At 70.7% G+C, this 20,559-nt stretch carries 18 protein-coding genes; 7 read left to right on the top strand and 11 right to left on the bottom strand.

Annotation, left to right across the window (positions count from 1 at the left end):
* Nucleotides 1-166: 166 nt before the first annotated feature.
* The 6 genes from IEY63_RS20855 to IEY63_RS20830 form a co-directional block, all read right to left on the bottom strand.
* On the bottom strand, nt 167-445 hold the full coding sequence (locus IEY63_RS20855; RefSeq protein ID WP_062157452.1) for a YiaA/YiaB family inner membrane protein: 279 nt from the start codon (nt 443-445) through the stop codon (nt 167-169).
* Between the two features lie 111 nt (nt 446-556).
* The gene (aroA, locus tag IEY63_RS20850) at nt 557-1,882 is read right to left on the bottom strand and encodes a 3-phosphoshikimate 1-carboxyvinyltransferase (RefSeq protein WP_189070930.1); all 1,326 of its coding nucleotides are present in this window, start codon (nt 1,880-1,882) and stop codon (nt 557-559) included.
* A 408-nt stretch (nt 1,883-2,290) separates the two neighbouring features.
* A complete protein-coding gene (locus tag IEY63_RS20845; protein WP_189070929.1) occupies nt 2,291-3,289 on the bottom strand; it encodes a 3-oxoacyl-ACP synthase III family protein in 999 nt (332 codons plus the stop codon).
* The gene (locus IEY63_RS20840) at nt 3,286-4,608 is read right to left on the bottom strand and encodes a F390 synthetase-related protein (RefSeq protein ID WP_229784836.1); all 1,323 of its coding nucleotides are present in this window, start codon (nt 4,606-4,608) and stop codon (nt 3,286-3,288) included. The genes IEY63_RS20845 and IEY63_RS20840 overlap by 4 nt, the downstream gene beginning before the upstream one ends.
* Nucleotides 4,605-5,423 carry an MBL fold metallo-hydrolase gene (locus IEY63_RS20835; RefSeq protein WP_189070928.1) on the bottom strand — a complete coding sequence of 273 codons (819 nt, stop codon included), beginning with the start codon at nt 5,421-5,423 and terminating at the stop codon, nt 4,605-4,607. Before IEY63_RS20835 ends, IEY63_RS20840 begins: the two co-directional genes overlap by 4 nt.
* A complete protein-coding gene (locus IEY63_RS20830; RefSeq protein ID WP_189070927.1) occupies nt 5,420-6,388 on the bottom strand; it encodes an NAD-dependent epimerase/dehydratase family protein in 969 nt (322 codons plus the stop codon). Before IEY63_RS20830 ends, IEY63_RS20835 begins: the two co-directional genes overlap by 4 nt.
* A gap of 131 nt (nt 6,389-6,519) precedes the next feature.
* Here IEY63_RS20830 and IEY63_RS20825 point away from each other — a divergent pair, with 131 nt between their 5' ends.
* Nucleotides 6,520-6,945, top strand: a complete 426-nt coding sequence (locus IEY63_RS20825; protein ID WP_189070926.1) for a hypothetical protein — start codon at nt 6,520-6,522, stop codon at nt 6,943-6,945.
* Between the two features lie 3 nt (nt 6,946-6,948).
* Here IEY63_RS20825 and IEY63_RS20820 read toward each other — a convergent pair whose 3' ends face one another.
* On the bottom strand, nt 6,949-8,028 hold the full coding sequence (locus IEY63_RS20820) for a LacI family DNA-binding transcriptional regulator (RefSeq protein ID WP_189070925.1): 1,080 nt from the start codon (nt 8,026-8,028) through the stop codon (nt 6,949-6,951).
* 306 nt (nt 8,029-8,334) lie between these two features.
* Here IEY63_RS20820 and IEY63_RS20815 point away from each other — a divergent pair, with 306 nt between their 5' ends.
* The 4 genes from IEY63_RS20815 to IEY63_RS20800 all read left to right on the top strand — a co-directional run bounded on the left by IEY63_RS20815 (nt 8,335) and on the right by IEY63_RS20800 (nt 15,527).
* Nucleotides 8,335-10,329, top strand: coding sequence for a beta-galactosidase (locus tag IEY63_RS20815; protein ID WP_189070924.1), 1,995 nt, complete (start codon nt 8,335-8,337; stop codon nt 10,327-10,329).
* A 60-nt stretch (nt 10,330-10,389) separates the two neighbouring features.
* A complete protein-coding gene (locus IEY63_RS20810) occupies nt 10,390-11,493 on the top strand; it encodes a glycoside hydrolase family 53 protein (protein ID WP_189070923.1) in 1,104 nt (367 codons plus the stop codon).
* 47 nt (nt 11,494-11,540) lie between these two features.
* Nucleotides 11,541-12,740 carry a sugar ABC transporter substrate-binding protein gene (locus IEY63_RS20805; RefSeq protein ID WP_189070922.1) on the top strand — a complete coding sequence of 400 codons (1,200 nt, stop codon included), beginning with the start codon at nt 11,541-11,543 and terminating at the stop codon, nt 12,738-12,740.
* Between the two features lie 303 nt (nt 12,741-13,043).
* Nucleotides 13,044-15,527, top strand: coding sequence for a glycoside hydrolase family 3 C-terminal domain-containing protein (locus tag IEY63_RS20800; RefSeq protein WP_189070921.1), 2,484 nt, complete (start codon nt 13,044-13,046; stop codon nt 15,525-15,527).
* Nucleotides 15,528-15,711: 184 nt separating this feature from the next.
* On the opposite strand, the gene IEY63_RS20795 is transcribed toward IEY63_RS20800, so the two are convergent.
* The 3 genes from IEY63_RS20795 to IEY63_RS20785 form a co-directional block, all read right to left on the bottom strand.
* Nucleotides 15,712-16,401, bottom strand: coding sequence for an HAD family hydrolase (locus IEY63_RS20795; protein ID WP_189070920.1), 690 nt, complete (start codon nt 16,399-16,401; stop codon nt 15,712-15,714).
* Nucleotides 16,402-16,504: 103 nt separating this feature from the next.
* A complete protein-coding gene (locus tag IEY63_RS20790; protein ID WP_229784835.1) occupies nt 16,505-18,124 on the bottom strand; it encodes a catalase in 1,620 nt (539 codons plus the stop codon).
* A gap of 123 nt (nt 18,125-18,247) precedes the next feature.
* On the bottom strand, nt 18,248-18,667 hold the full coding sequence (locus IEY63_RS20785) for a hypothetical protein (protein ID WP_189070919.1): 420 nt from the start codon (nt 18,665-18,667) through the stop codon (nt 18,248-18,250).
* Nucleotides 18,668-18,711: 44 nt separating this feature from the next.
* Here IEY63_RS20785 and IEY63_RS20780 point away from each other — a divergent pair, with 44 nt between their 5' ends.
* The gene (locus IEY63_RS20780; protein ID WP_189070918.1) at nt 18,712-19,929 is read left to right on the top strand and encodes a saccharopine dehydrogenase family protein; all 1,218 of its coding nucleotides are present in this window, start codon (nt 18,712-18,714) and stop codon (nt 19,927-19,929) included.
* 83 nt (nt 19,930-20,012) lie between these two features.
* On the opposite strand, the gene IEY63_RS20775 is transcribed toward IEY63_RS20780, so the two are convergent.
* A complete protein-coding gene (locus IEY63_RS20775; RefSeq protein WP_189070917.1) occupies nt 20,013-20,324 on the bottom strand; it encodes a DUF11 domain-containing protein in 312 nt (103 codons plus the stop codon).
* A gap of 92 nt (nt 20,325-20,416) precedes the next feature.
* Here IEY63_RS20775 and IEY63_RS20770 point away from each other — a divergent pair.
* Nucleotides 20,417-20,559 (top strand): transposase (locus IEY63_RS20770; protein WP_189070372.1); only part of this gene is annotated, 143 nt, incomplete at its 3' end.

Below are 20,559 nucleotides of genomic sequence, written 5' to 3'. Positions count from 1 at the left end.
CACAGCGGTTTCCAGTTCCACCCTGGGGCCAAGAGCACGCCCCAGGGCTCCACTTTCAACCGCTGTCCTTCTCAGATGCTCGCTCTGCGGCGCAGCTCTTCGAGTCCGCTCGATTCAGAGGTCTTGGGACACCCATTCAAGACCTCTGAATGCTGCTGTCCGCCCGTCAGGTGTCGAATTTGCTGAGCACCTGCTCGGTGCGGGCACTCTTGACGCGGTTCACGAGCCGTTCGTGCTCGTGCCGGTCGCGCAGGCTCTTGGAGAGCGTCAGGGTGCTGGCGGTCAGGAACAGGGTGCCCATGTACAGGTATCCCTTCACCCACCAGTCCACGGGGATGAAGTAGATGCCCAGCAGCATCAGGCCCAGCGCGGTCGTGAACGCGATCCAGATGAAACTCAGCCAGGCGGGGGAATCACCGACGATGTCCGGGGAACCTTGCATCATGCTGCGCCTCCTGAAACGGGAAGAGTGAGGAACTGACCCACAGCATAGGAAGGCCGCGTCCCCTCCCCCGCGCATCCTGAACGCGGTGCAAGAAGGGGGCGCGCGGGGCGGTCAGGCGCGCGTGGCTTCCGGGTACTCGAACCTCGCCCCAAGGGATTCGAGGTGGCGGAAGAACATCGGGTAGCTCTTGCGGATGTGATGCGCGCCCGTGATCCGGATGGGAGATTGCGCGCTCAGGCCCAGCACGGTCAGCAGCATGATCATGCGGTGGTCGCCGTGCCCGTCGGCCGTGACACCCCCGGCGAGGCTGGGCGTGCCCGTGATGGTCAGGCTGTCCTGCGTCTCGGTGACGGTCAGGCCGAGGCGCTGAAGTTCGCGGCGCGTGTCGCTGATGCGGTCGCATTCCTTCAGGCGCAGCGTGTACACGTTCTCCCAGGTGGTCGTGCCGTCCGCCAGGGCCGCCGCCGCCGTCAGGGCCTGCACAGCGTCCGTGAATCCGTCCCCGTCGCGCTTGACCGCGTGCAGGGGCCGCCCGCCGCGCACGACCACGGTGTCGCCCTCGCGGGTCAGGTCGGCTCCCATCTCGCGCAGGACGTTCAGCGCCTCGCGTTCGCCCTGCAAGTCGTGCTCGCGGAGGTTCGACAGGCGCAGCTCGCCGGGCCGGGTGGCGGCCGCCGCGAGGATCGCCGCGCTGCCCGGGTAATCCCCCGGCACGAGCACGCGGCCCGCCCGGAACGCCTGCCCACCGGGAATGGTGATGCGGCTCAGGTCCTCGCTGGCGGACGCCTGCACCCCGAACGCCGCCAGGGTGTCCAGCGTCTGCCGCAGCGGCGCGTGACTCTTGATGTCCCCCGTCAGGCGCAGGTCCAGCCCGCCGGGCAGCAGCGGCCCCAGGAACATCAGCGCGCTGGCGTACTGACTGCTACGCTCCGCACTGACCTCCACCACCCCGCCCCGCACCGGCCCCGAGATGGACAGCGGGAACATCCCCTCACGGCTCTGCACGCGCGCGCCCAGGCGCGACAGGGCCTCCAGCAGATCCCCCTGCGGCCGCTTCCCGAGCGAGTCCGGGTAGTCGGTCACGAACGCCGTCCCGGTCGTCAGGGCCGCCACGCCCATCAGGAACCGCGCCACCGCCCCCGCATTCCCCGGATTCAGCGTCACACCCGCACGCGGACTCGCCCCGAACCCCCGGATCACGGCGTCCCCACCCACCAGCTCCACACCCGCGCCCCAGTCCTCCAGGCAGCGCAGCATCGCCTCGGCGTCCTCGCTGGTCGCCACGCCCACCACCCGCGACTCCCCGTCCGCCAGCGCCGCCGCCAGCAGGTACCGCGTCGTGTAGTTCTTGCTCGGCTGCGCCCGCAACTCCCCCCGCAACTCGGCGGCGGGATGCACGATCACGTCAAACTTCTCCGGCAGGCCATCCGCACTCATGGCGCCAGCGTAGCCCGCGCACAGAAACCGAGCGGAGGTGCTGTACAGGAATGGGCTGTGGGCCCGTAGGTCGTGGGGAGGCTGCTCCGCAGCGGGACCCCTCAGTCGCCTGCGGCGGCAGCTCTCCTTGAGGGGAGCCTGAAAAACATGCTTCTGCCGAAGCCCGAAAAGTAGATCAGCGGCCCGAAGCGTCCCGCCCGACAAGTCACCGCTGATGCCACCGGCCGTCGTGCGCGAAGCGCGCGGGCCTGCGACGGGCGCAGCGGATGGCGTCGAGGCCGGACACGTCACCTCACACCACGAACATGCCGCCCCAGTAGCACCTCTTGCCCAGTGCCAACGTATGCTCCCCCTGCCCCTCTGGGGTAGGGGGCTGGGGGGTGGGGCAGCCCGCCGCGAGGCGCTCACCTACAACTCCCAGATCACCCCACCCGCAATGAGTCCCGCGCCCGTGCCGACGAGCAGCGCAGTATTGCCCTCCTTTAACCGCCCGGCCTCCACCGCCTGGTGCAGCGTGAGGGGAAGGCTGGCGGCGATGACGTTGCCCAGGGTGCGCAGCGTGACTTCGACCTGTGCCTCGGGCCAGCTGTAGCGGCGCAGCAGGTCGAGGCCCGCCTGACTGGCCTGGTGGGGGATGACGCGGGTGATGCCGGGCAGGCCGTGACTGAGGCCGGGGCGGAGGCGTTCGAGGAAGGGCGGGACGACGCGGCTGGCGAGTTTGAGGACCTGGAGGCCTTGCATGTCGAAGGTGAAGTCGGTGGGTGTGGTGCCGGGGTGGTTGGGGTGACGGAGGGTGCCGCCGCCGCTGATGCGGGTGTGGTCGGCGCCGGCGGGGTGCGTCTCGATGCGGGTGGCGTGCAGGCCCTGGCCGGGGCGGGTGGGGGGGCCGAGGAGGACGGCGGCGGCGCCGTCGCCGATCAGGAGGGTGCTCTCGGGCTGGTGGGGGTTGAGGCCGACGCTGCCGCCCTCGCTGCTGATGATCAGGATGTGCCGCGCCTGCCGGGTGTGGATGAGGAGGGCGGCGTGCTGGAGGGCCAGCAGGAAGCTGAGGCAGGTGCCGTGCAGCGAGTACGTGGCCGCGCCGTGCAGGCCGAGTTCGCGGGCGTACAGGGCGGCGCCGTCGGGGATGGGTTGCAGCTGGCTGCCGCTGGCGTTGAGGAGGACGTCCACGTCGCCGATCTCCAGTTCGGCGCGGTTCAGGGCTTCGCGGGCGGCCTGCGTGCCGAGGGTCAGGGCGGTTTCCGTGCCGGAGAGCCAGCGGCGTTCGTGGACGCCGCTGCGTTTCAGGGCGATGGCTTCGGGCACGTGGCACAGCCGGGCGACCTCGGCGGTGGGGACGCGGCGTGCGGGCAGGGCCTGCGCGGTGGCGAGGAGGCGCACGCCGAGGACGGTGTCGGTTGGGTTCACGTGGGCCTCCAGCTGCGGGTGACGCGGCGGCGTTTCGTGCCGGGCGGAGGCGGGTCGAGGGGCCGGGTGTCGAGGGTGAGGCGCCCTGGGTCGGCGTGACTGTGGTGCAGGGCGTCCCGGACAGCGCTCAGGGCGTGGGCCCGGGTGTCCGGGGTGTGCGGGTCGAGGTGCAGCGTGAGGGCGGCGGGGCCGGTCTGGTCGGCGCGGTACTCGCGCAGGCCCGGCACGGCAGCGAGGGCGCCGCGCAGGAAGTCCGGCCAGACGGTGACGCTCTCCCCTGCCGCGCCGGGGAGGTGCAGCGCGTCGTCCTGGCGGCCCGCGATGCTGTGCACGCGGCGCGCGGCCTGCCCGCACGGGCACGGGTCGGGGTTCAGGCGCAGGGCGTCGTCGAGGCGGTGGCGGATGAATGGCTGCGCGCGGCGGCGCAGGTCGGTGATGACGGGGCGGTGCAGGCCGTCCCCCAGGGGTTCGAGGTCGAAGTGGACGTGTGCCTCGTTCAGGTGCAGCGAGCCGTGCGGGCACGGGAGGGCGAGGAGGCCCTCGGTGGCCTGATAGACCTGCACGACGTCCCCCCAGTCGCGCAGGGCGGCCTCGTCGTCGGGGTCGAGGACTTCCGCGACGCTGATCACGCGGCCGCGCAGGCGCACGCCGGTGCGGTGCAGGGCGCGCAGCACGCCGGGCGGCCCGACGATCAGGGTGGGCGCGTACGCCTGTACCTCGGCGGCCAGGTCGGGGAGGGGGCGCAGCAGGTCGAAGAAGCGGAACTCCAGCCGCCTGCGGCGGACACTGCGGTACAGGGGGCTGTCGGCCCGCAGGAAGAACGCGACCCGCTGCGGGCGCAGCAGGCCCCACAGCCCGCCCGGCAGGAGGTGGCGCAGCACGGTCCCGGCCCAGCGGGCCTGCTCGGCGCGGCTGACCAGAAAGACGCCCTGGGTGCCGCTCGTGCCGGTGGACAGGCCGACGGTGACGGGTCCGGCAGGCGTGGCGAGGGTGGGCGTGAAGTCGCGGGTGCGTTCTGCCTGCCGCCCGACCGCCAGCGCGTGCTCCAGCGTGACGCCCACGGTGTTCAGCGTGTCGAAGGTGGCGAGCATGGCGGCCTTGTCGGTGGGGGGCAGCTCGCGCCAGCGGCCCAGCGGGAGCCCGGCGGCGCGGAAGCGGGCGGCGACGGCGGGGCTGTGCGCGGCCACCCAGCGCAGGTGCCCGTGCGCGAGGCGGTCCTGGTGACGCTCCAGCGCTTCGCGCGAGCGGAAGGTCAGACGAGCGTCGTCCAGCGCGCCCAGCAGGGTCAGGACGGTGTTTACGGGGCCATCCAAGTTCACGGGACGGTCCAGCCCTCGGGCGCGTCGTGGCTGACGTGCAGCCTCGCAGCGGGATTGGCGTGCAGGAAGGAGCGCAGAGCCGCGCCGCTCGTGGCCTCCTGCGCGGGGTCGTGGAACGCCACGCGGGCCAGCGGGTGAACGGGGCGCTCCTCACGGCCCGCGCGGACACTCCAGGCGGCGTCGGCGGCCAGGACAGTCAGACCCGCCTCCTCCTGCGCCAGCAGGCCCACCATGCCGGGCGCGTGCCCGGGAAGCGGTACGGCGCGCAGCAGGCCGTCCCCGAAGACGTCCGCGACCTCCGCGAAGGGGTGCAGGGCGTCCCCGGCACCCTCGAAGTCCAGCCACGCGCAGCGGTCCTCGAAGTCGTTCGGCAGGAGTTCCGGCAGATACGCGCGGCGCACCGCCCGCACACCCCGCAGCTTGCGTAGGGGCTCCCAGGCGCGGCGGTCGAGGTGGAAGGTCGCGTGCGGGAAGTCCCGCAGGCCGCCCACGTGATCGGCGTGCAGGTGCGAGACGATGACGTGCCGCACCTCCTCCGGGGCGAAGCCCAGCACGCGCAGCTGCTCGCGCGCGGAGTCGTGCGGGCCAAGCTGCACGGGGGTGATCAGGCCGTAGATCAGGCCCGGCCAGCGGCGCATCGCGGCCACCACGTCCGCGCCGTAGCCGGTGTCGAACAGGACGGGGCCGCGGGTGGGGTGCAGGATCAGCGTGAAGCCCGCCGGGTACGCCTGCACCCGCCAGGGCGCGCCGCGTTCGGTGATCGCCGCGAGGTTCAGGCACGACCCGGCCCGCAGCGGAATGACCCGGACGGTCACGCCGCTCCTCCCCGTAGGGCCGCGAACACGTCCGCGAAGCCCCGCTCCGGCGTGACGACCGGCGCGTAGCCCAGCCGCTCACGGGCGCGGGTCAGGTCCAGCGTCATGGGCCGCGTCAGCAGGCGCACGCCGCTGGCGGTCAGGGGCGGCTCGGGCCGGTCGGGGTGCAGGCGCGCGCCGAATTCCAGTGCCGCCGCGATCCCCTCCAGCAGTCGCGCGGGCACGCGCCGGATCGGTCTGGGCACGTCCAGCGTGTCGGCCAGCCGGTCCAGCGTCGCCCACAGCGGGATGGCCTGCCCGTCGGTAATGTTGAACACGCCGGGCGCGGGGCGGGCCAGTGCCAGCGTGATCGCGTGGGCGACGTTGCGCACGTCGGTCAGGTCGGTCCACACCTCCCGGTCGGTCAGGCGAGGCAGGCGACCGGCGCGCAGCGCGGCGGCCAGCCGGGGCACGATGCTCGTGTCCCCCACGCCGTAGAGGCCGCGTGGGCGCAGGATCGTCGCGTCGGGCAGCGCGGCGCGCACCGCCTGTTCCGCCTGCCATTTGCTGCGGGCGTACAGGCTGTCGAAGCGCGGGCCGACCGGAGTGTCCTCCCGCACCTGCTCGGTGACTCCGGTCGCGTTGTACACGCTGGGCGTGCTGACATGCACCAGCCGCACGCCCCGCCGCGCGCACGCCCGGGCCAGCGCGGCGCTGGGGGCCACGTTGTCCGCGTGGAAGTCCGCCGCGTGCCCCCACAGGGTCGAGCGGGCCGCCGCGTGCACCACCCCCTCCACCCCGTTCAGCAGGGCGTCCCAGTCCGCGCCGCGCAGGTCGGCCGCCACGAACCGCACGCCGTCGGCCTCCAGTGCCGCGCTCCTGCGTACGTCCCGGCCCAGGCCCGTCACGGCATGCCCGGCCCGCGCAAGTTCCCGGGCCGTCACCCCGCCCAGGAACCCGGTCGCCCCCGTCACCAGAATGGTCATCGCCCGCGATTATGCCTGCCGCGCGCCAGGGCCGCCCGCGAATCTGAACGGCGTGCAGGCCAGAGGACAGAGCCGCCGCTGCGCCATTCGGGCGAGGCGACCTGCGGACGCCGCCCGGTACGCTGCGTCCCATGACGACTCCTGATGTTCAGATCGACTTTCAGGCCGGGCAGCGCTGGACGTACCGCACCCGCCCTAGCGAGAACACGAGCACGGTGCTGATCCTGCGCCGCGACGACGAACCGAGCGGCGTGGTGCTGCACGTGGCACTGGACGGGCTCCGGCTGGGGAATCCGCACCTGCCGGGTGGCGTGCAGATGGAACTGGGTCACGCGCCGGTCACGGCGGACGCCGTGCGCGCCAGCGTGCTAGAGCTGATCGAGGTGAACGCTCCCCTGCCCGCCGACGAGGGCGGCTACCGTCAGTGGCGCGACGCGGCCGACCGGGGCGAGGCGGGCGTGTTCACCCTGACCCTCGCGGAGATCCTGGACGTGATCGGGCAGGCGGTGGCCCCGGCCCCCGTGGACGGCCTGTTCGGGAAGACGAACCGCCGCTGACCCTCAGCTCCGGGTCAGGGCGGCCATCAGGGTCCGCAGCGCGCCCTGCACGTCCTGCCGCTCCGGACCGGGGGGTGGGGCGGTGCTGGCCCGCACGACGAGTTCCGGGGTGCTGAGGGTCGGGGGGTGCGCCTCGCCGCGCAGCAGGGCGTGCAGGTGCGCGAAGGCGCGGCGGCCCAGCAGCGGGAAGTCCTGCCGGACGGTCGTCAGGGGCGGGATGAGCAGGGCGCTCTCGGCGGTGTCGTCGTACCCGACGACGGACACGTCCGCCGGGACGTTCACGCCGCGTTCCCACAGGGCGCGCAGCGCGCCGACCGCCATCTGGTCGTTCGCGACGAGCAGTGCCGTGAACGGCACGCCGCCCGCCAGGAGGGTCTGGGTGGCGGCGTAGCCGCTGGCGGGACTCCAGTCGCCCGCCGCGCGCGCCACGAGGTTCAGGCCGCGCGCGGCGAGGGTGTCCTCCCAGCCGCGCAGGCGGGCCTGTTCCGCCACGGCGCCCTGGGGCGCGTCGATGCAGGCGATGCGGGTGTGACCCAGGTTCAGCAGGTGGTTCGCGCCGAGGCGCGCCCCGAGCGCCTGATCGAGCAGTGCGCCGGGCACGCCGGCGCTCGGGGGGACATCCATGAACACGCAGGGGAGGTCCGGGAAGCGCGCGGTGATCTCGTGCGCGTCTCCTGGGGACAGGGAGGCGTTGATCAGCGCGCCGTCCACCTGCCGTTCGCGCAGGGCGCGCAGGGCGTGCGTGACGGGCGCGAGGCCGTACCCGGCGACGATCGTGACGATCAGGCTGTACCCGGCCTGCCGCGCGGCGCCCTCGATGGCAGAGGCGAGTTGCGAGGGGGCGTGCAGGGAGATGTCGTTCGTGGCGAACCCGATGGAGAGGCTGCGCTGCCGGGCCAGTCCGCGGGCGAGGCGGTTGGGGACGTAGTTCAGTTCGCCGATGGCGTCCATGACGCGGGCGCGGGTGCGGGCGGCGACGGGGCCCTGGCCGTTCACAACGCGCGAGACGGTCTGCGCGGACACCCCGGCCCGGTCGGCGACGTCCATCAGGGTGGGCACGCGGCGTTCGGGGTGGTCGGTCATATGTTAAGGCTAACATTTTGTGCCAGACCTCTGTTCTGAATCGTTCTGGAATCCGGACGGCCTGGGCTAGAGAGGCAGTTCGGGATTCTTTTACATTGCTTATCTGAGCGAAGAAAAATTGGCACCTCACTACCACGCTCCTCCCAAGATCGTGCACAGATCACAAGTGTGAGCCTGAACACTCCGTACAGTGCGCGGCACATCCTCACCCCAGCGCCTCAGCCTCGAGGCCCCGCTTCCGGCACCTCTTCCGCCGGTGTCCTCCCGTCCACTCGCGCGCCATGGCGCGGCGAGCGCAGGTGTCCCATGTCCCAACCTCAACCCACCGCCCACCTCGCCCTCGGCGTCTGCGACTACCCTGAGCACGTCTCCCCCAGCCGCTGGGCGATGCACGCCCGGCAGCAGCGCGACCTGGGCCTCCGCTACGTCCGCATCGCGGAATTCGCCTGGAGCCGCATCGAGCCCCGCCCGGGGCAGTTCAACTGGGCGTGGCTGGACGAGGCCGTGGGCGTGATCGCCAGTGAGGACCTGCAGGTCATCCTGTGCACGCCCACCGCCGCGCCGCCCGCGTGGCTGATCCGCGACCACCCGGACGTGCTGCCCGTAGGCCGCGACGGGCACGTGAAGACCTTCGGGTCGCGCCGCCACTACGACTTCTCCTCGGGGACGTTCCGGGAGCACTCGCGGCGCATCACGCGCGCCATCGCCGAACGGTACGGGTCGCACCCGGCGGTGGCCGGCTGGCAGACCGACAACGAGTTCGGCTGGGGCGACACCGCCCAGAGTTTCAGTCCGGCCGCGCACGCGGCGTTCCACGCTTGGCTGCGCGAACGCTACCGGGGCCGCGTGGACGACCTGAACGACGCGTGGGGCAACGTGTTCTGGAGCATGGAGTACACCGATTTCAGCGAGGTGCCCCTGCCGAACCACGCGGTGGCCGAGGTGAATCCGTCGCACGCGCTGGACTTCCTGCGCTTCTCCAGCGATCAGGTGGCCGCGTTCCACGCCGAGCAGATCGCGATCCTGCGGGAGTGCTCGCCGGGGCGCTTCGTGACGCACAACTACATGGGCTTCTTCAGCGCGTACGACCACTACCGCGTGTCCGCCGGGTTGGACTTCGCCAGCTGGGACTCGTACCCGACCGGGACGCTGGACGCCGCGCGCGAGTGGCAGCTGCTGACTCCGGAGGACCGCCTCGCGTACGCCCGGACCGGGCACCCGGACCTGACGGCCTTCAACCACGACCTGTACCGGGGCGCGGTGCCGCACAGCGGGCGCTTCTGGGTCATGGAACACCAGTGCGGCCCCGTGAACTGGACCGCCAGCAATCCCCTGCCCGCAGATGGCGCGGTGCGCTTGTGGACCCAGCAGGCCTGGGCGCACGGCGCGGACGCCTGCGTGTACTTCCGCTGGCAGGCGGCGACCATGGCGCAGGAGGTCCTGCACTCGGGCCTGCTGCGCCACGACGGCCGCCCCGACCGGGGCTTCCACGAGGTCGCCGCGCTGCGCCCCCAGGCGTACCCGCTGGGCCCGGTCGGGACGCGGGTGGCGCTGCTGCACGACTACGAGAGCCTGTGGCTGATCAACGCCCAGCCGCACGCGGACGGCATGAACTACTGGGCGCAGACCCTGGCGTACTACCGCGCGCTGCGCACCCTGGGCGTGGACGTGGACGTCATCCACGCCGATCAGGACCTGAGCGAGTACGCGCTGGTGGTCGCGCCCGCCATCACGCTGGTGGGCGCCGAGCGGGCCGCCCGCTGGACTCGCGCCGCCGCGCAGGGCACCGAACTGGTGTTTGGGCCGCGCACCGCGTTCCGCACGCCGGGCGGCCGCACGCACGAGGACGGGCAGTTCGGGCCGCTCTCGGACCTGCTGGGCGCCCGACTGGGCCTGTACGACAGCCTCCCGCACGGCTTGACGCAGGCGCTCAGCGGCGGCCACCACGCGCGCCTGTGGGCGGAAAGCTACGAGGTGCGCGGCGCGCAGGTCCTGCACGCCTACCAGGGCGGCCCGCTGGACGGCCAGGCAGCCGTGATCCGCAGCGGCACGGCCACCGTGATCGGCGCGCACAGCGACACCCTGATCACCGACCTGCTGGAAGAACGCCTGCACGCCCTGGGTCTACAGGCACCGGGTCTACACCCCACCCGCCTGCCCGACGGGCTACGCGTCACCCGCCGCGCCGGGCACCTGCTCGTCCAGAACTGGACCCAGGCACCCCTGACGTGGCAGGGCCACACGGTCCCCGCCTGCGGCAGCCTGCACCTGACCCCCACGCCCACCGGAGGTTCCCGATGATCCACGCACCTGCCCACGCCGCCGTCCCCCCTGCCCCGCTGCGCCGGAGGGCCGACTGACATGCGCCGCCTCCTTCCCATGCTGTTTCCGCTGATGCTGGGCGCGTGCGGTCAGGCGGCCACGCCGGTCACGCCTGCCAGTCTGCTGCGCGGGTACGTGCGCGGCCTCGACCTGTCCGAGGCGCGCGGCGCGGAACTCGCGGGCGTGCAGTTCCGCGACCGGGACGGCGCCGTGAAACCTGCCGCGCAGATCGCCGCCGACCACCACTTCGACTGGGTCCGCATCCGCCTGATGATCGACTCGGGTGGGGACGACGGGAAGAACTACGGGCTGCTGCAGGACCTGCCGTACGTGAAGGCCGCCGTGAAAGACGCGAAGGACCGGGGACTGAAGGTGCTGCTGGACCTGCACTACTCGCACTGGTGGGCGGACCCCGGCAACCAGTGGACGCCCGCCCGCTGGAAGTCCCTGAACACGGCGGACCTGCGGGCCGCGGTGCACGACTACACCGCGGACGTGATCACGCAGTTGCGCGCCGCCGGGGCCGCGCCGGACATGGTGCAGGTCGGCAACGAGATCAACGGCGGGATGCTGTGGGAACCGGGCCGTATCGTGCAAGGCGACATGACGGCCTTCGCGTCCCTGGTGAACGCCGGGGTGCAGGGCGTGCGGGACGCGGGCGGCCCTACCCCGCCGCCCGTGATGATCCACATCGCCAAGATCGGGAACGCCGCCGAGACGACCGCGTGGTACCGCGCGTTCCGAAAGGCCGGCGGGCAGTTCGACGTGATCGGCCTGTCGTACTACCCGATGTGGCACGGGGACTTCCAGAACGTGTCCGGCACCGTGAGGGCCCTGCGCGCCGAGTACCCGCAGACGCCCGTGCTGCTGGCCGAAACGGCGTACTACTGGGACACGAACGAGGTCGGGTACAGCGGCGCGCAGGTGCCGTACCCGCAGACCCCGGCGGGGCAGCTGGCGTACCTGCGGGACCTGAACGCCACGATCCGCGCGGCGGGCGGGCAGGGGATCTTCTACTGGGGCGCCGCCTGGAGCCAGAGTCCACGCTGGCTGACTTCCTCGTGGACGGACGATGACGCCTCGCGCCGCTCGCTGTTCGACGACACCGCCACCGCCACGCCCGCCATCGACGGCCTGAACTGAATCCAATCTCAACTGCCCCCAATGCGGGGCGACGTAAGGAGAACACCATGAACCGACTGACCCGCACCGCGCTGTCCCTCGTCTCGCTGTCCCTGGTGGCCAGCGCTCACGCCGCCACCCTGACCGTCTGGAATCACTTCACGGACGCGAACGAGATCGCGTGGCTGCAGGCCCAGGCCGCCACGTACACGAAAGCCAGCGGGAACAGGGTCGTCGTGGTCAGCGTGCCACTGGGCGAGATTCCCGACAAGCTGATCCAGGCGGCCCCCAAGGGCCAGGGCCCGGACCTGATCGTCACGCTGCCGCAGGACCGCTTCGGACAGCTGGCGGCGGCGGGCGTGATCGAACCCATGGACAAGTACGTGACCAGCCGCAGCGACCTCGATAAGACGGCCCTGAACGCCATGACGTACAAGGGCAAGCTGTTCGGACTGCCGATGTTCGCCGAGAGCGTCGCACTGATCTACAACAGGAAGCTGGTGCCCAGCGCGCCGACCACCTGGAACGAGTTCATCAGCGTGGCGCAGAAGAACACCGGCAATGGCCGCTTCGGGTTCCTGACGGACCTGAACAACGCGTACGCGAACTTCGGGTTCTTCAGCGCGTACGGCGGCTACGTGTTCAAGAACAACGGCGGCACCCTGAACGTGCAGGACATCGGGCTGGGCAACGCGGGCGCCGCGAAGGCGCTTCAGCTCATGAACGACCTGCGCTTCAAGTACAACCTCGTGCCCGAGGGGGTCACGGCGGACGCCGCGAAGGGCGCGTTCCTGGATGGCCGCGCCGCGATGATCGTGACCGGGCCCTGGGACATGGGGGACATCCGCAAGGCCGGGATCGACTTCGGGATCACCACGCTGCCCACCCCTCCCGGCGCGAGCGGCAAGTGGGGGCCGTTCGTGGGCGTGCAGGGCGTCGTCCTGAACGCGTACGGGAAGAACAAGGCCGCCGCGGCGCAGTTCGCGCGGACACTCGTGACGAGCACCGCACAGACGGGCTTCAATCAGGCGGGCGGGCGCATCCCCGTGAGCCTCGCGGCCCGCACGAAACTGAAGGCGGACCCGGTCGTGACAGGCTTTGGGAAGGCCATCTCGGCGGGGACGCCCATGCCGAACGTGCCCGAGATGGGGCAGGTGTGGGCGCCGTGGGGCAGCGCGGTGGCGCTGGGCGTGCAGAAGAGCGGCGTGAACACCGCGGGCATCCTGGGCACCGCCGTGAAGGAAATCCAGAACGCGATCAGGAAGTAATACGGACTCCGGTTGAAAGGTTTGCACAATCTTTCAACCCGAGCGGAGCGAGCAGGAGAGAAGCGGGTTCCGGACGTGGAGTTGGCTACCCGGTGAAGTTCCGGGTTGAGGGCGAAACAAACGGAATCCGTATAAGCCGGGACAGGCACGGGCGGGCCGTGAGGGGGTGCCCCTCTTCCGGCCTGCTGCCGTGTGGGCGGGGGTGGTGCGGACAGGCGCCTTTCGTGAAAGCGGTTTCAGGTGTACGCTGCCGGACATCACTGAACCGTTTCAGCGTCCTGCCCCGCTCTCCCGAGGTGCCTCATGACCCAGACCGCGACCCACCCCGACCCCGACGCCCTGCTGGACCAGCTGACGCTGGAGGAACAGGTGGCCCTGCTGTCCGGCGCGGACGCGTGGCGCACCGCTGCCGTGCCGCGCCTGAGCATCCCGCCTCTGAAGGTGAGTGACGGCCCGGCGGGCGTGCGGGGCGGCGGCCCGCTGATCGGGGGTCGGCGCACGGCGGCGTACCCGGTGGGGATCGCGCTGGGCGCGACGTGGAACCCGGACCTGCTGCGCGAGGTCGGCCTGTCCCTGGCGCGCGAGGCGCGGGACAAGGGCGCGACCGTGCTGCTCGCGCCGACCATCAACGTGTTCCGCTCGGCGCTGAACGGCCGGAACTTCGAGAACTACGCCGAGGACCCCATCCTGACCGGGCGGCTCGCGGCGGCGTACGTGCAGGGCCTCCAGGCGGGCGGGGTGGGGGCCACGCCGAAGCACTTCGCGGGGAACGAGTCGGAATTCCAGCGGGGCACGATTGATTCCGTGATTGACGAGCGGACACTGCGGGAGCTGTACCTGCGGCCCTTCGAGATCGTGGTGAAGGAAGCCCGGCCGTGGGCGATCATGACGGCGTACAACCGCCTGAACGGCCCGTACTGCTCGCAGCACCCCTGGCTGCTGCAGAAGGTGCTGCGGCGCGAGTGGGGGTTCACGGGGCTGGTCATGAGCGACTGGGGCGGCACGCACTCGGCGGCCGAGGGCGTCCTGGCGGGCCTGGACCTGGAGATGCCGGGCCCGGCGGTGGCCAGACAGCCGCTGCTGGCGCAGGCGCAGGCCGACCCGGAGGTGCGCGCGGGTGTGCGTGAGCGGGCGCGGGCGGTGCTGCACCTGCTCGCGCGTGCGGGCACCCTGACCGGGCCGCTGGACGTCGCGGACGAGCACGAGCGCGACACCGAGTACCCGGAGACGCGCGCGCTGATCCGCCGGGCGGGGGCGGAGGGGCTGGTGCTGCTGAAGAACAGCGGCGGCGCGCTGCCGCTGCCTGCCGAGGCGCGGGTGGCGGTCATCGGCCCGAACGCCGAGGCCGCGCAGGTGATGGGGGGCGGCAGCGCGCAGATGCACGCCCACCGCCGCGTCTCCCCCGCCGAGGGGCTGCGTGAGGGGGGCCGCGTGACCGTGATCGGCAGCGCCGAGGGGACCGGGAACGAGCGGTACCTGCCGGTGCCGCAGGTCGAGACGCGCATCGAGTACCGCGATCAGGCGGGCGGCCCGGTGGTCGGGCAGGACACGCGCCCGCAGGCGGAGGTGATGTTCTTCGGCCTCCCGGACGGCGTGAACCCGGACGCGTTCCACGCGACCCTCACCTTAACCGTGGACGCCCCGCAGGACGGCGAGTACGAGGTGAGCCTGGGCAGCGCGGGCCTCAGCCGCCTGTCCGTGGACGGCCAGCTAACCGTGAACAACTGGGAGGACTGGCAGCTTGGGGAGCTGTACTTCTCGTTCGGGTCCGGCGAGCGCCGCGCGCCCGTCCACCTGAGCGCCGGGCGGCACACGCTGACGGTGGAGTACACGCCGCACGTCATGGACATCGGCATCACGCCCTTTGGCGCGGTGCGGGTGGGCTTCCGCGCCCGTCCGGACGGGGACCGGCTGGCCCGCGCCGCAGCCCTGGCCGCGCAGGCGGACTGGGTGGTGCTGTGCGTCGGCACGACCGGCGAGTGGGAGACCGAGGGCGTGGACCGCGCGGGCCTCACGCTGCCCGGCGATCAGGACGCGCTGATTGAGGCCGTGCTGGACGTCAACCCGAACGTCGTGGTGGTCCTCCAGACGGGCGGCCCGGTCGAGATGCCGTGGCTGAGCCGCGTACCCGCCGTGATGCAGGCGTGGTTCGCCGGGCAGGAGGTCGGGCACGCCGTCGCGGACGTCCTGACCGGACTGGCCGAGCCCGGCGGGCGCCTCCCGCAGACGTTCCCGCACTCCCTGGCGGACGATCCCACCCAACCGCTCGCGCCGGACGTGCAGTACCCCGGCGAGGATGGGCGCGTCGAGTACCGCGAGGGCCTGTACACCGGGTACCGCCACGTGGACCGCGCGGGGGTCACGCCGCTGTTCCCGTTCGGCTTCGGCCTGAGCTTCACGACCTTCACGCTGGGCGCCGCGCAGCTGCACGCCCCGGCCTTCCCGCACGACGCAGCGACCGTGACGGTCCCGGTCACGAACGCGGGAGCACGGCCCGGCAGCACCGTCGCGCAGCTGTACGTGCAGCCCCCGCAGGGCCGCGTGGACCGCCCCCTGAAGGAACTGCGCGCCTTCACGAAGGTCCATCTAACCCCCGGCCAGACCGGGGACGCCGTGCTGACCGTCACCCCGCGCGACCTCGCATACTTCGACGTGGCCGCGCAGGCGTGGGTGGCCGACCCCGGCGAGTACGTCCTGCACGTCGGCCAGAGCAGCGCCGACCTGAGCACGCAGGTCACGCTGACCCTGGCGCAGGAATGGCGCGAGGCCCTGCCCGACACCGACTGATACGGACTCCGGTTGAAAGGTTTGCAAAATCTTTCAACCCGAGCGGAGCGAGTAGGAGAGCAACGGGTTCCGGGCGTGGAGTTGACGATCCGGTGTCCTTCCTGGTTGTCAACGAAACAGACGGAATCCGTATGACGGTCATAGCAGGGGGGCGCGGCCTGTGCAGCTGCCGCGCCCCTCCTGCTTATTCCTCGTCGTCCCGTTCGGCCGGTGCAGGGTCGAGGAGGTCCGCGCTGCCCGGCACCATCGCGTAGTCGCACAGCGCCAGGAACGCCGCGTCGCCCGGCAGGGCGCTGACGCCCAGCGTGAACTCGGTGTCCAGCTGCGACAGCAGGTAGTTCACGGCGAGTTCCGGTCGCAGGTCACGCGGCAGCAGCCGCAGCGCGTCCGGGGTGCGTTCCAGCCGCAGGGTGTCCCGCAGCGGACCCTCGGCCAGCCAGTCCTTCAGTTCCCGCTCGGCCTGATCGAGCGGGCGGGGCAGGCCGTACGGGTGGCGCAGTTCCACGCGCAGCAGCCGCCCGTGCCGCTCGGTGCGGGTCAGGTCCAGGTCCAGCTGCGCCAGGGCGCTGACGTGCCCGGCGGCCTGCGCGGCTAGTTCCAGCGCGCCCTGCGCCGCGTCCAGGGTCTCTACGGTCAGGCGGCGCCACGCGGGGTCCTCCGCGCCGTCCGGGTCGAGCAGCACGGCGCCGTGCAGCAGCACCTGCCAGGACGTGAACGCGGCAGGTACGTTCAGCAGCGCCTCCTCGTCCAGCGCCGTCACGGGAATCAGTTCCGCGGCGCGCAGCAGGCTCGACAGGCCCGACGCGACGCGGTCCAGTTCGTCGGACCCCGCGTGCAGCAGGGTCCCCTCGGGATTCAGGAAGGCGGCGATCATGCCCGCCACTGTACGGCCCGGCCGCTGGGGACACTGTCGCCCCGGTCGTCAGCGAAAAAACCCACCCCGGTCAGGGTGGGTCTGGGAGCCTGGGGGGTAGGGGTCAGTCGTCCGCGCCGACGACCAGTTCGCGCGAGGGGGTCTGGTCGCCCCCGGCGGCGTTCGTGTGCGTCTCGGTGAGGATGCCGCTCAGTTCCGGGTGCCCCTCGGCCTTCTTCTGCCCGATGCCGTCCCGGACGTTCCCGGCGAGTTCAGCGGAGACTCGGTCCAGGTGCCCGATGAAGCGGTCGGCGATGAAGGCGGGCACGTCGGCCAGCGCGCCGGCGAAGTTCATGGCGAGGCGCTTGCGCTCGTCGGGCTGCATGACGGCGTACAGTTCGCGCGGCTGGCCGTAGTAGTCGGTGTCGTCCTCGGGCCAGCCGTAGCGGTCGGCGAGGCTGCCCAGCGGCATGGGGGGTTCCTGCGGGGTGCCGTCCGCGACGGCGGGACCGCCGTAAGAGTTGGGTTCGTACACGGGCGTGCCGCCGAAGTTCCCGTCGAAGCGGGTCTGGCCGTCGCGGTGGTAGGTCATGACCGGGCAGGCGGCCTTGTTCACGGGCAGCGCGGCGTAGTTGATCCCGATGCGGTAGCGGTGCGCGTCGGCGTAGCTCATGAGGCGCGCCTGGAGCATCTTGTCGGGGCTGGCGCCCAGGCCGCGCGGGAGGTTGCTGGGCTCGAAGGCGGCCTGCTCGATCTCCGCGAAGTAGTTCTGGGGGTTCTCGTTCAGTTCGAACTCCCCGATCTGCATCAGCGGGTAGTCCTTGTGGGGCCACACCTTGGTGAGGTCGAAGGGGTTGATGTGGTACGTCTCGGCGTCCTTCTCGGGCATCACCTGGATGCTGACCGTCCACTTGGGGTGCTCGCCGCGGTCGATGGCGTCGAATAGGTCCTGGAAGTGGTAGTCGGGGTTCTTCGCGGCGACCTGCGCGGCGACGTCCTCGGTGATGTTCTGCACGCCCTGCTGGCTGTGGAAGTGCCACTTCACGTAGAAGCGCTCGCCCTTGTCGTTCCACAGGCTGTACGTGTGGCTGGAGTAGCCGTTCATGAAGCGGAACGAGCGGGGAATGCCGCGGTCGCCGAACAGGTACATGACCTGGTGTAGGCTCTCGGGGCGCAGGCCCCAGAAGTCGAACTGCATGGCGTTGCTGCGGCGGCCCGTGACGGGGTGGCGTTTCTGGCTGTGGATGAAGTCCTGGAACTTGATGGGGTCGCGCACGAAGAAGATCGGGGTGTTGTTGCCGACCAGGTCCCAGTTGCCGTCCTCGGTGTAGAACTTCAGCGCGAAGCCGCGCGGGTCGCGGACGGTGTCGGCGAAGCCGCGTTCACCGGCGACGGTGCTGAAGCGGGCCAGCATGCGGCACTCGGTGCCTTCCTTCTGGAAGAGTTTCGCGACCGTGAGTTCCGGGATGGCGCGCGTGACGCGGAAGGTCCCGAAGGCGCCGCTGCCCTTGGCGTGCACGACGCGTTCGGGGACGCGTTCGCGGTTGAAGTGCGCCATGCGCTCAAGCAGGTGCCAGTCCTGAAGCAGGACGGGGCCGCGCTCGCCGGCGGTGAGGCTGTTGGTGTTGCTGGGCGCGAGGTTGCCGGAGTGGTTGGTCAGCGGCGCGCCGGGCGCCTGGGGCGCGTCGGTTTTCATGTCGGCGGATTCGGTGGGGGCGAAGGCCTTGTCGGTCTGGTCGGGCATGGCGCACTCCTGTCAGGGTTGGGATGATGGGGGATGGGCTCGGACTCCCCAACCTTATTGGGAAGCCTTCTCATTACAGTGAGGGAAATCCGCCGTTCTGTAAACCCGACCTTGATTCAACACTCATGGCCGCTGGATCACGTACGCCCGCCCGCCCTGAACCTGCACGGTCACGTGCGCCGCGCCGCCCTCCACCCGCACCTCACACGCCTGCGCCTGCGCCGGAAGTGGGCCCGGCACGACCTCCCCGCACGGCCGCGTGAACCCCACATTCGGGGACGGCCGCTCCGCCAGCGCCGCCTGCGCCACCCGCACCGCGTAATCCCGCACCCCCCGCCCCTGCACCGCCAGCGTCGCCACGATCACGCCCACCAGCGCGAAGAACACCACCAGCACCGTCACGAACGTCCGCACGCTGCGCGCCCGCATCTCCGGCGTCACCTCGCGCACCTCACCTGTACCGCCCAGACCCGGCGCACGCGGGCCCACCCGAGGGTTCGGGACGGCAGAAGGCTTGGCGGACTTGCGGGGACGCTGACTCACCCCCCCACCCTAGCGCCGCGGGCGGGCAGGGTACACTGGCCCCCATGAGCAAGGTCATCATCATCGGAGCGGGCGGCGTCGCCAACGTCGTCGCCAAGAAATGCGCCCAGAACGACAGCGTCTTCACCGAAGTGCTGATCGCCACCCGCACCGTCGCCAAGGCCGACAAGATCGTCGCCGAGATCAAAGAGCACATGCCCCACAGCAAGGCCGTGTTCACCACCGCCACCGTCGACGCGGACAACGTCCCCGAACTGGTCAAGTTGATCAATGACTTCGGGCCGAAGATGGTCATCAACGTGGCCCTCCCCTACCAGGACCTGACCATCATGGACGCCTGCCTGGAAACCGGCGTGCACTACCTCGACACCGCCAACTACGAACCCAAGGACGTCGCCAAGTTCGAGTACTCCTGGCAGTGGGCCTACCAGGACCGCTTCAAGGAAAAGGGCCTGATGGCGCTGCTCGGCTGCGGCTTCGACCCCGGCGCCACCCAGGCGTTCACCGCGCACCACGCCAAGCACCACTTCCAGGAAATTCACTACCTGGACATCGTGGACTGCAACAACGGCAACCACGGCAAGGCGTTTGCCACGAACTTCAACCCGGAAATCAACATCCGCGAGATCACCGCCAACGGCCGCTACTGGGACAACGGTCAGTGGGTCGAGACCCAGCCCCTGGAAATCAGCCAGGACATCTACTACCCCAAGGTCGCCACCCGCAAGAGCTTCGTGCTGTACCACGAGGAACTCGAGTCCCTCGTCAAGCACTTCCCCACCATCAAGCGCGCCCGCTTCTGGATGACCTTCGGCGAGGCGTACATCAAGCACCTCAACGTCCTCGAGGGCATCGGCATGACCAGCATCGAACCCATCGACTTCCGCGGCATGAAGGTCGCCCCGATCGAGTTCCTGAAGGCCGTACTGCCTGCTCCCGAAAGCCTCGCGGCCGGGTACAGCGGGCAGACCTGCATCGGCGTGCAGGCCAAGGGCATCGGCAAGGACGGCCAGCCCAAGGTGCACTTCGTGTACAACGTCAAGGACCACGCCGACTGCTACCGCGAAGTGCAGGCGCAGGGCGTCAGCTACACCACCGGCGTGCCCGCCATGATCGGCGCCATGCTCATGCTCCAGGGCGAGTGGATGCAGCCCGGCGTCTGGAACGTCGAGCAGCTCAACCCCGACCCCTTCTTCGCCGCCATGAACCAGTGGGGCCTGCCCATCAGCGAACTCGCCGACATCGAACTCGTCAAGGACTGAACCGCTCGCCTTTTGACCGCAGAGCGCCGCCCGTTGAGTGGGCGGCGCTCTGCGGTCTTGGATGGTGCGAATTTCTACTCGAACTAGTTGACCGTCACTCTGAAGCAGAGACTTCCAATCTTGTCGATCGCCAGCGTCGGGATCGTGCCGCTTACACCGGTTCCGCCGCTAATCACTGCGACGCTTAGGGCACTGCTGTCATATGTGAGCTTGGCACTGCTCGGTACGTACGTGGTGTTGGCTGGAAAATTATCGGTGATGACGTAATTCATCAGATCCATCGAACCACGATTCACTGCAGTGATGCAGTACTCGAGCTGTTCACCCGGTAGGGCAGCGGCGCTGCTCCCAGGAGTAGAGCCAGACTTCGAAACATTCTGTACAGTCTTCGTCATGGTGGGAAAGACCACGTCGGTCCTGGCCGAGCTGGTCGGCGCACTGCCCACTAAGAGCCTGAGGACAGAACACGTCGGACTATGTTCCGATCATGGTCGAGCAGCTCGTACCCGATGACCTGTGGGCGCTGATTCAACCGGTCATTCCTTCACCACCACCGCGTCCACGTGGTGGTCGTCCGCGCCAGTGTGCTCGCCAGACCCTGGCGGGCATCGTCTATCTCCTCCGTTGGGG

The organism is Deinococcus radiotolerans (genome assembly GCF_014647435.1).
GTDB lineage: Bacteria > Deinococcota > Deinococci > Deinococcales > Deinococcaceae > Deinococcus > Deinococcus radiotolerans.
This window is presented reverse-complemented; position numbering and strand designations above follow the sequence as displayed.

Bases quoted from the DNA above. Each gene is read 5' to 3' on its own strand.
- IEY63_RS20855 (WP_062157452.1), bottom strand. From the start codon at position 445: ATGATGCAAGGTTCCCCGGACATCGTCGGTGATTCCCCCGCCTGGCTG.
- aroA (WP_189070930.1), bottom strand. From the start codon at position 1,882: ATGAGTGCGGATGGCCTGCCGGAGAAGTTTGACGTGATCGTGCATCCC.
- IEY63_RS20830 (WP_189070927.1), bottom strand. From the start codon at position 6,388: ATGACCATTCTGGTGACGGGGGCGACCGGGTTCCTGGGCGGGGTGACG.
- IEY63_RS20825 (WP_189070926.1), top strand. From the start codon at position 6,520: ATGACGACTCCTGATGTTCAGATCGACTTTCAGGCCGGGCAGCGCTGG.
- IEY63_RS20820 (WP_189070925.1), bottom strand. From the start codon at position 8,028: ATGACCGACCACCCCGAACGCCGCGTGCCCACCCTGATGGACGTCGCC.
- IEY63_RS20815 (WP_189070924.1), top strand. From the start codon at position 8,335: ATGTCCCAACCTCAACCCACCGCCCACCTCGCCCTCGGCGTCTGCGAC.
- IEY63_RS20810 (WP_189070923.1), top strand. From the start codon at position 10,390: ATGCGCCGCCTCCTTCCCATGCTGTTTCCGCTGATGCTGGGCGCGTGC.
- IEY63_RS20805 (WP_189070922.1), top strand. From the start codon at position 11,541: ATGAACCGACTGACCCGCACCGCGCTGTCCCTCGTCTCGCTGTCCCTG.
- IEY63_RS20800 (WP_189070921.1), top strand. From the start codon at position 13,044: ATGACCCAGACCGCGACCCACCCCGACCCCGACGCCCTGCTGGACCAG.
- IEY63_RS20795 (WP_189070920.1), bottom strand. From the start codon at position 16,401: ATGATCGCCGCCTTCCTGAATCCCGAGGGGACCCTGCTGCACGCGGGG.
- IEY63_RS20790 (WP_229784835.1), bottom strand. From the start codon at position 18,124: ATGCCCGACCAGACCGACAAGGCCTTCGCCCCCACCGAATCCGCCGAC.
- IEY63_RS20780 (WP_189070918.1), top strand. From the start codon at position 18,712: ATGAGCAAGGTCATCATCATCGGAGCGGGCGGCGTCGCCAACGTCGTC.
- IEY63_RS20775 (WP_189070917.1), bottom strand. From the start codon at position 20,324: ATGACGAAGACTGTACAGAATGTTTCGAAGTCTGGCTCTACTCCTGGG.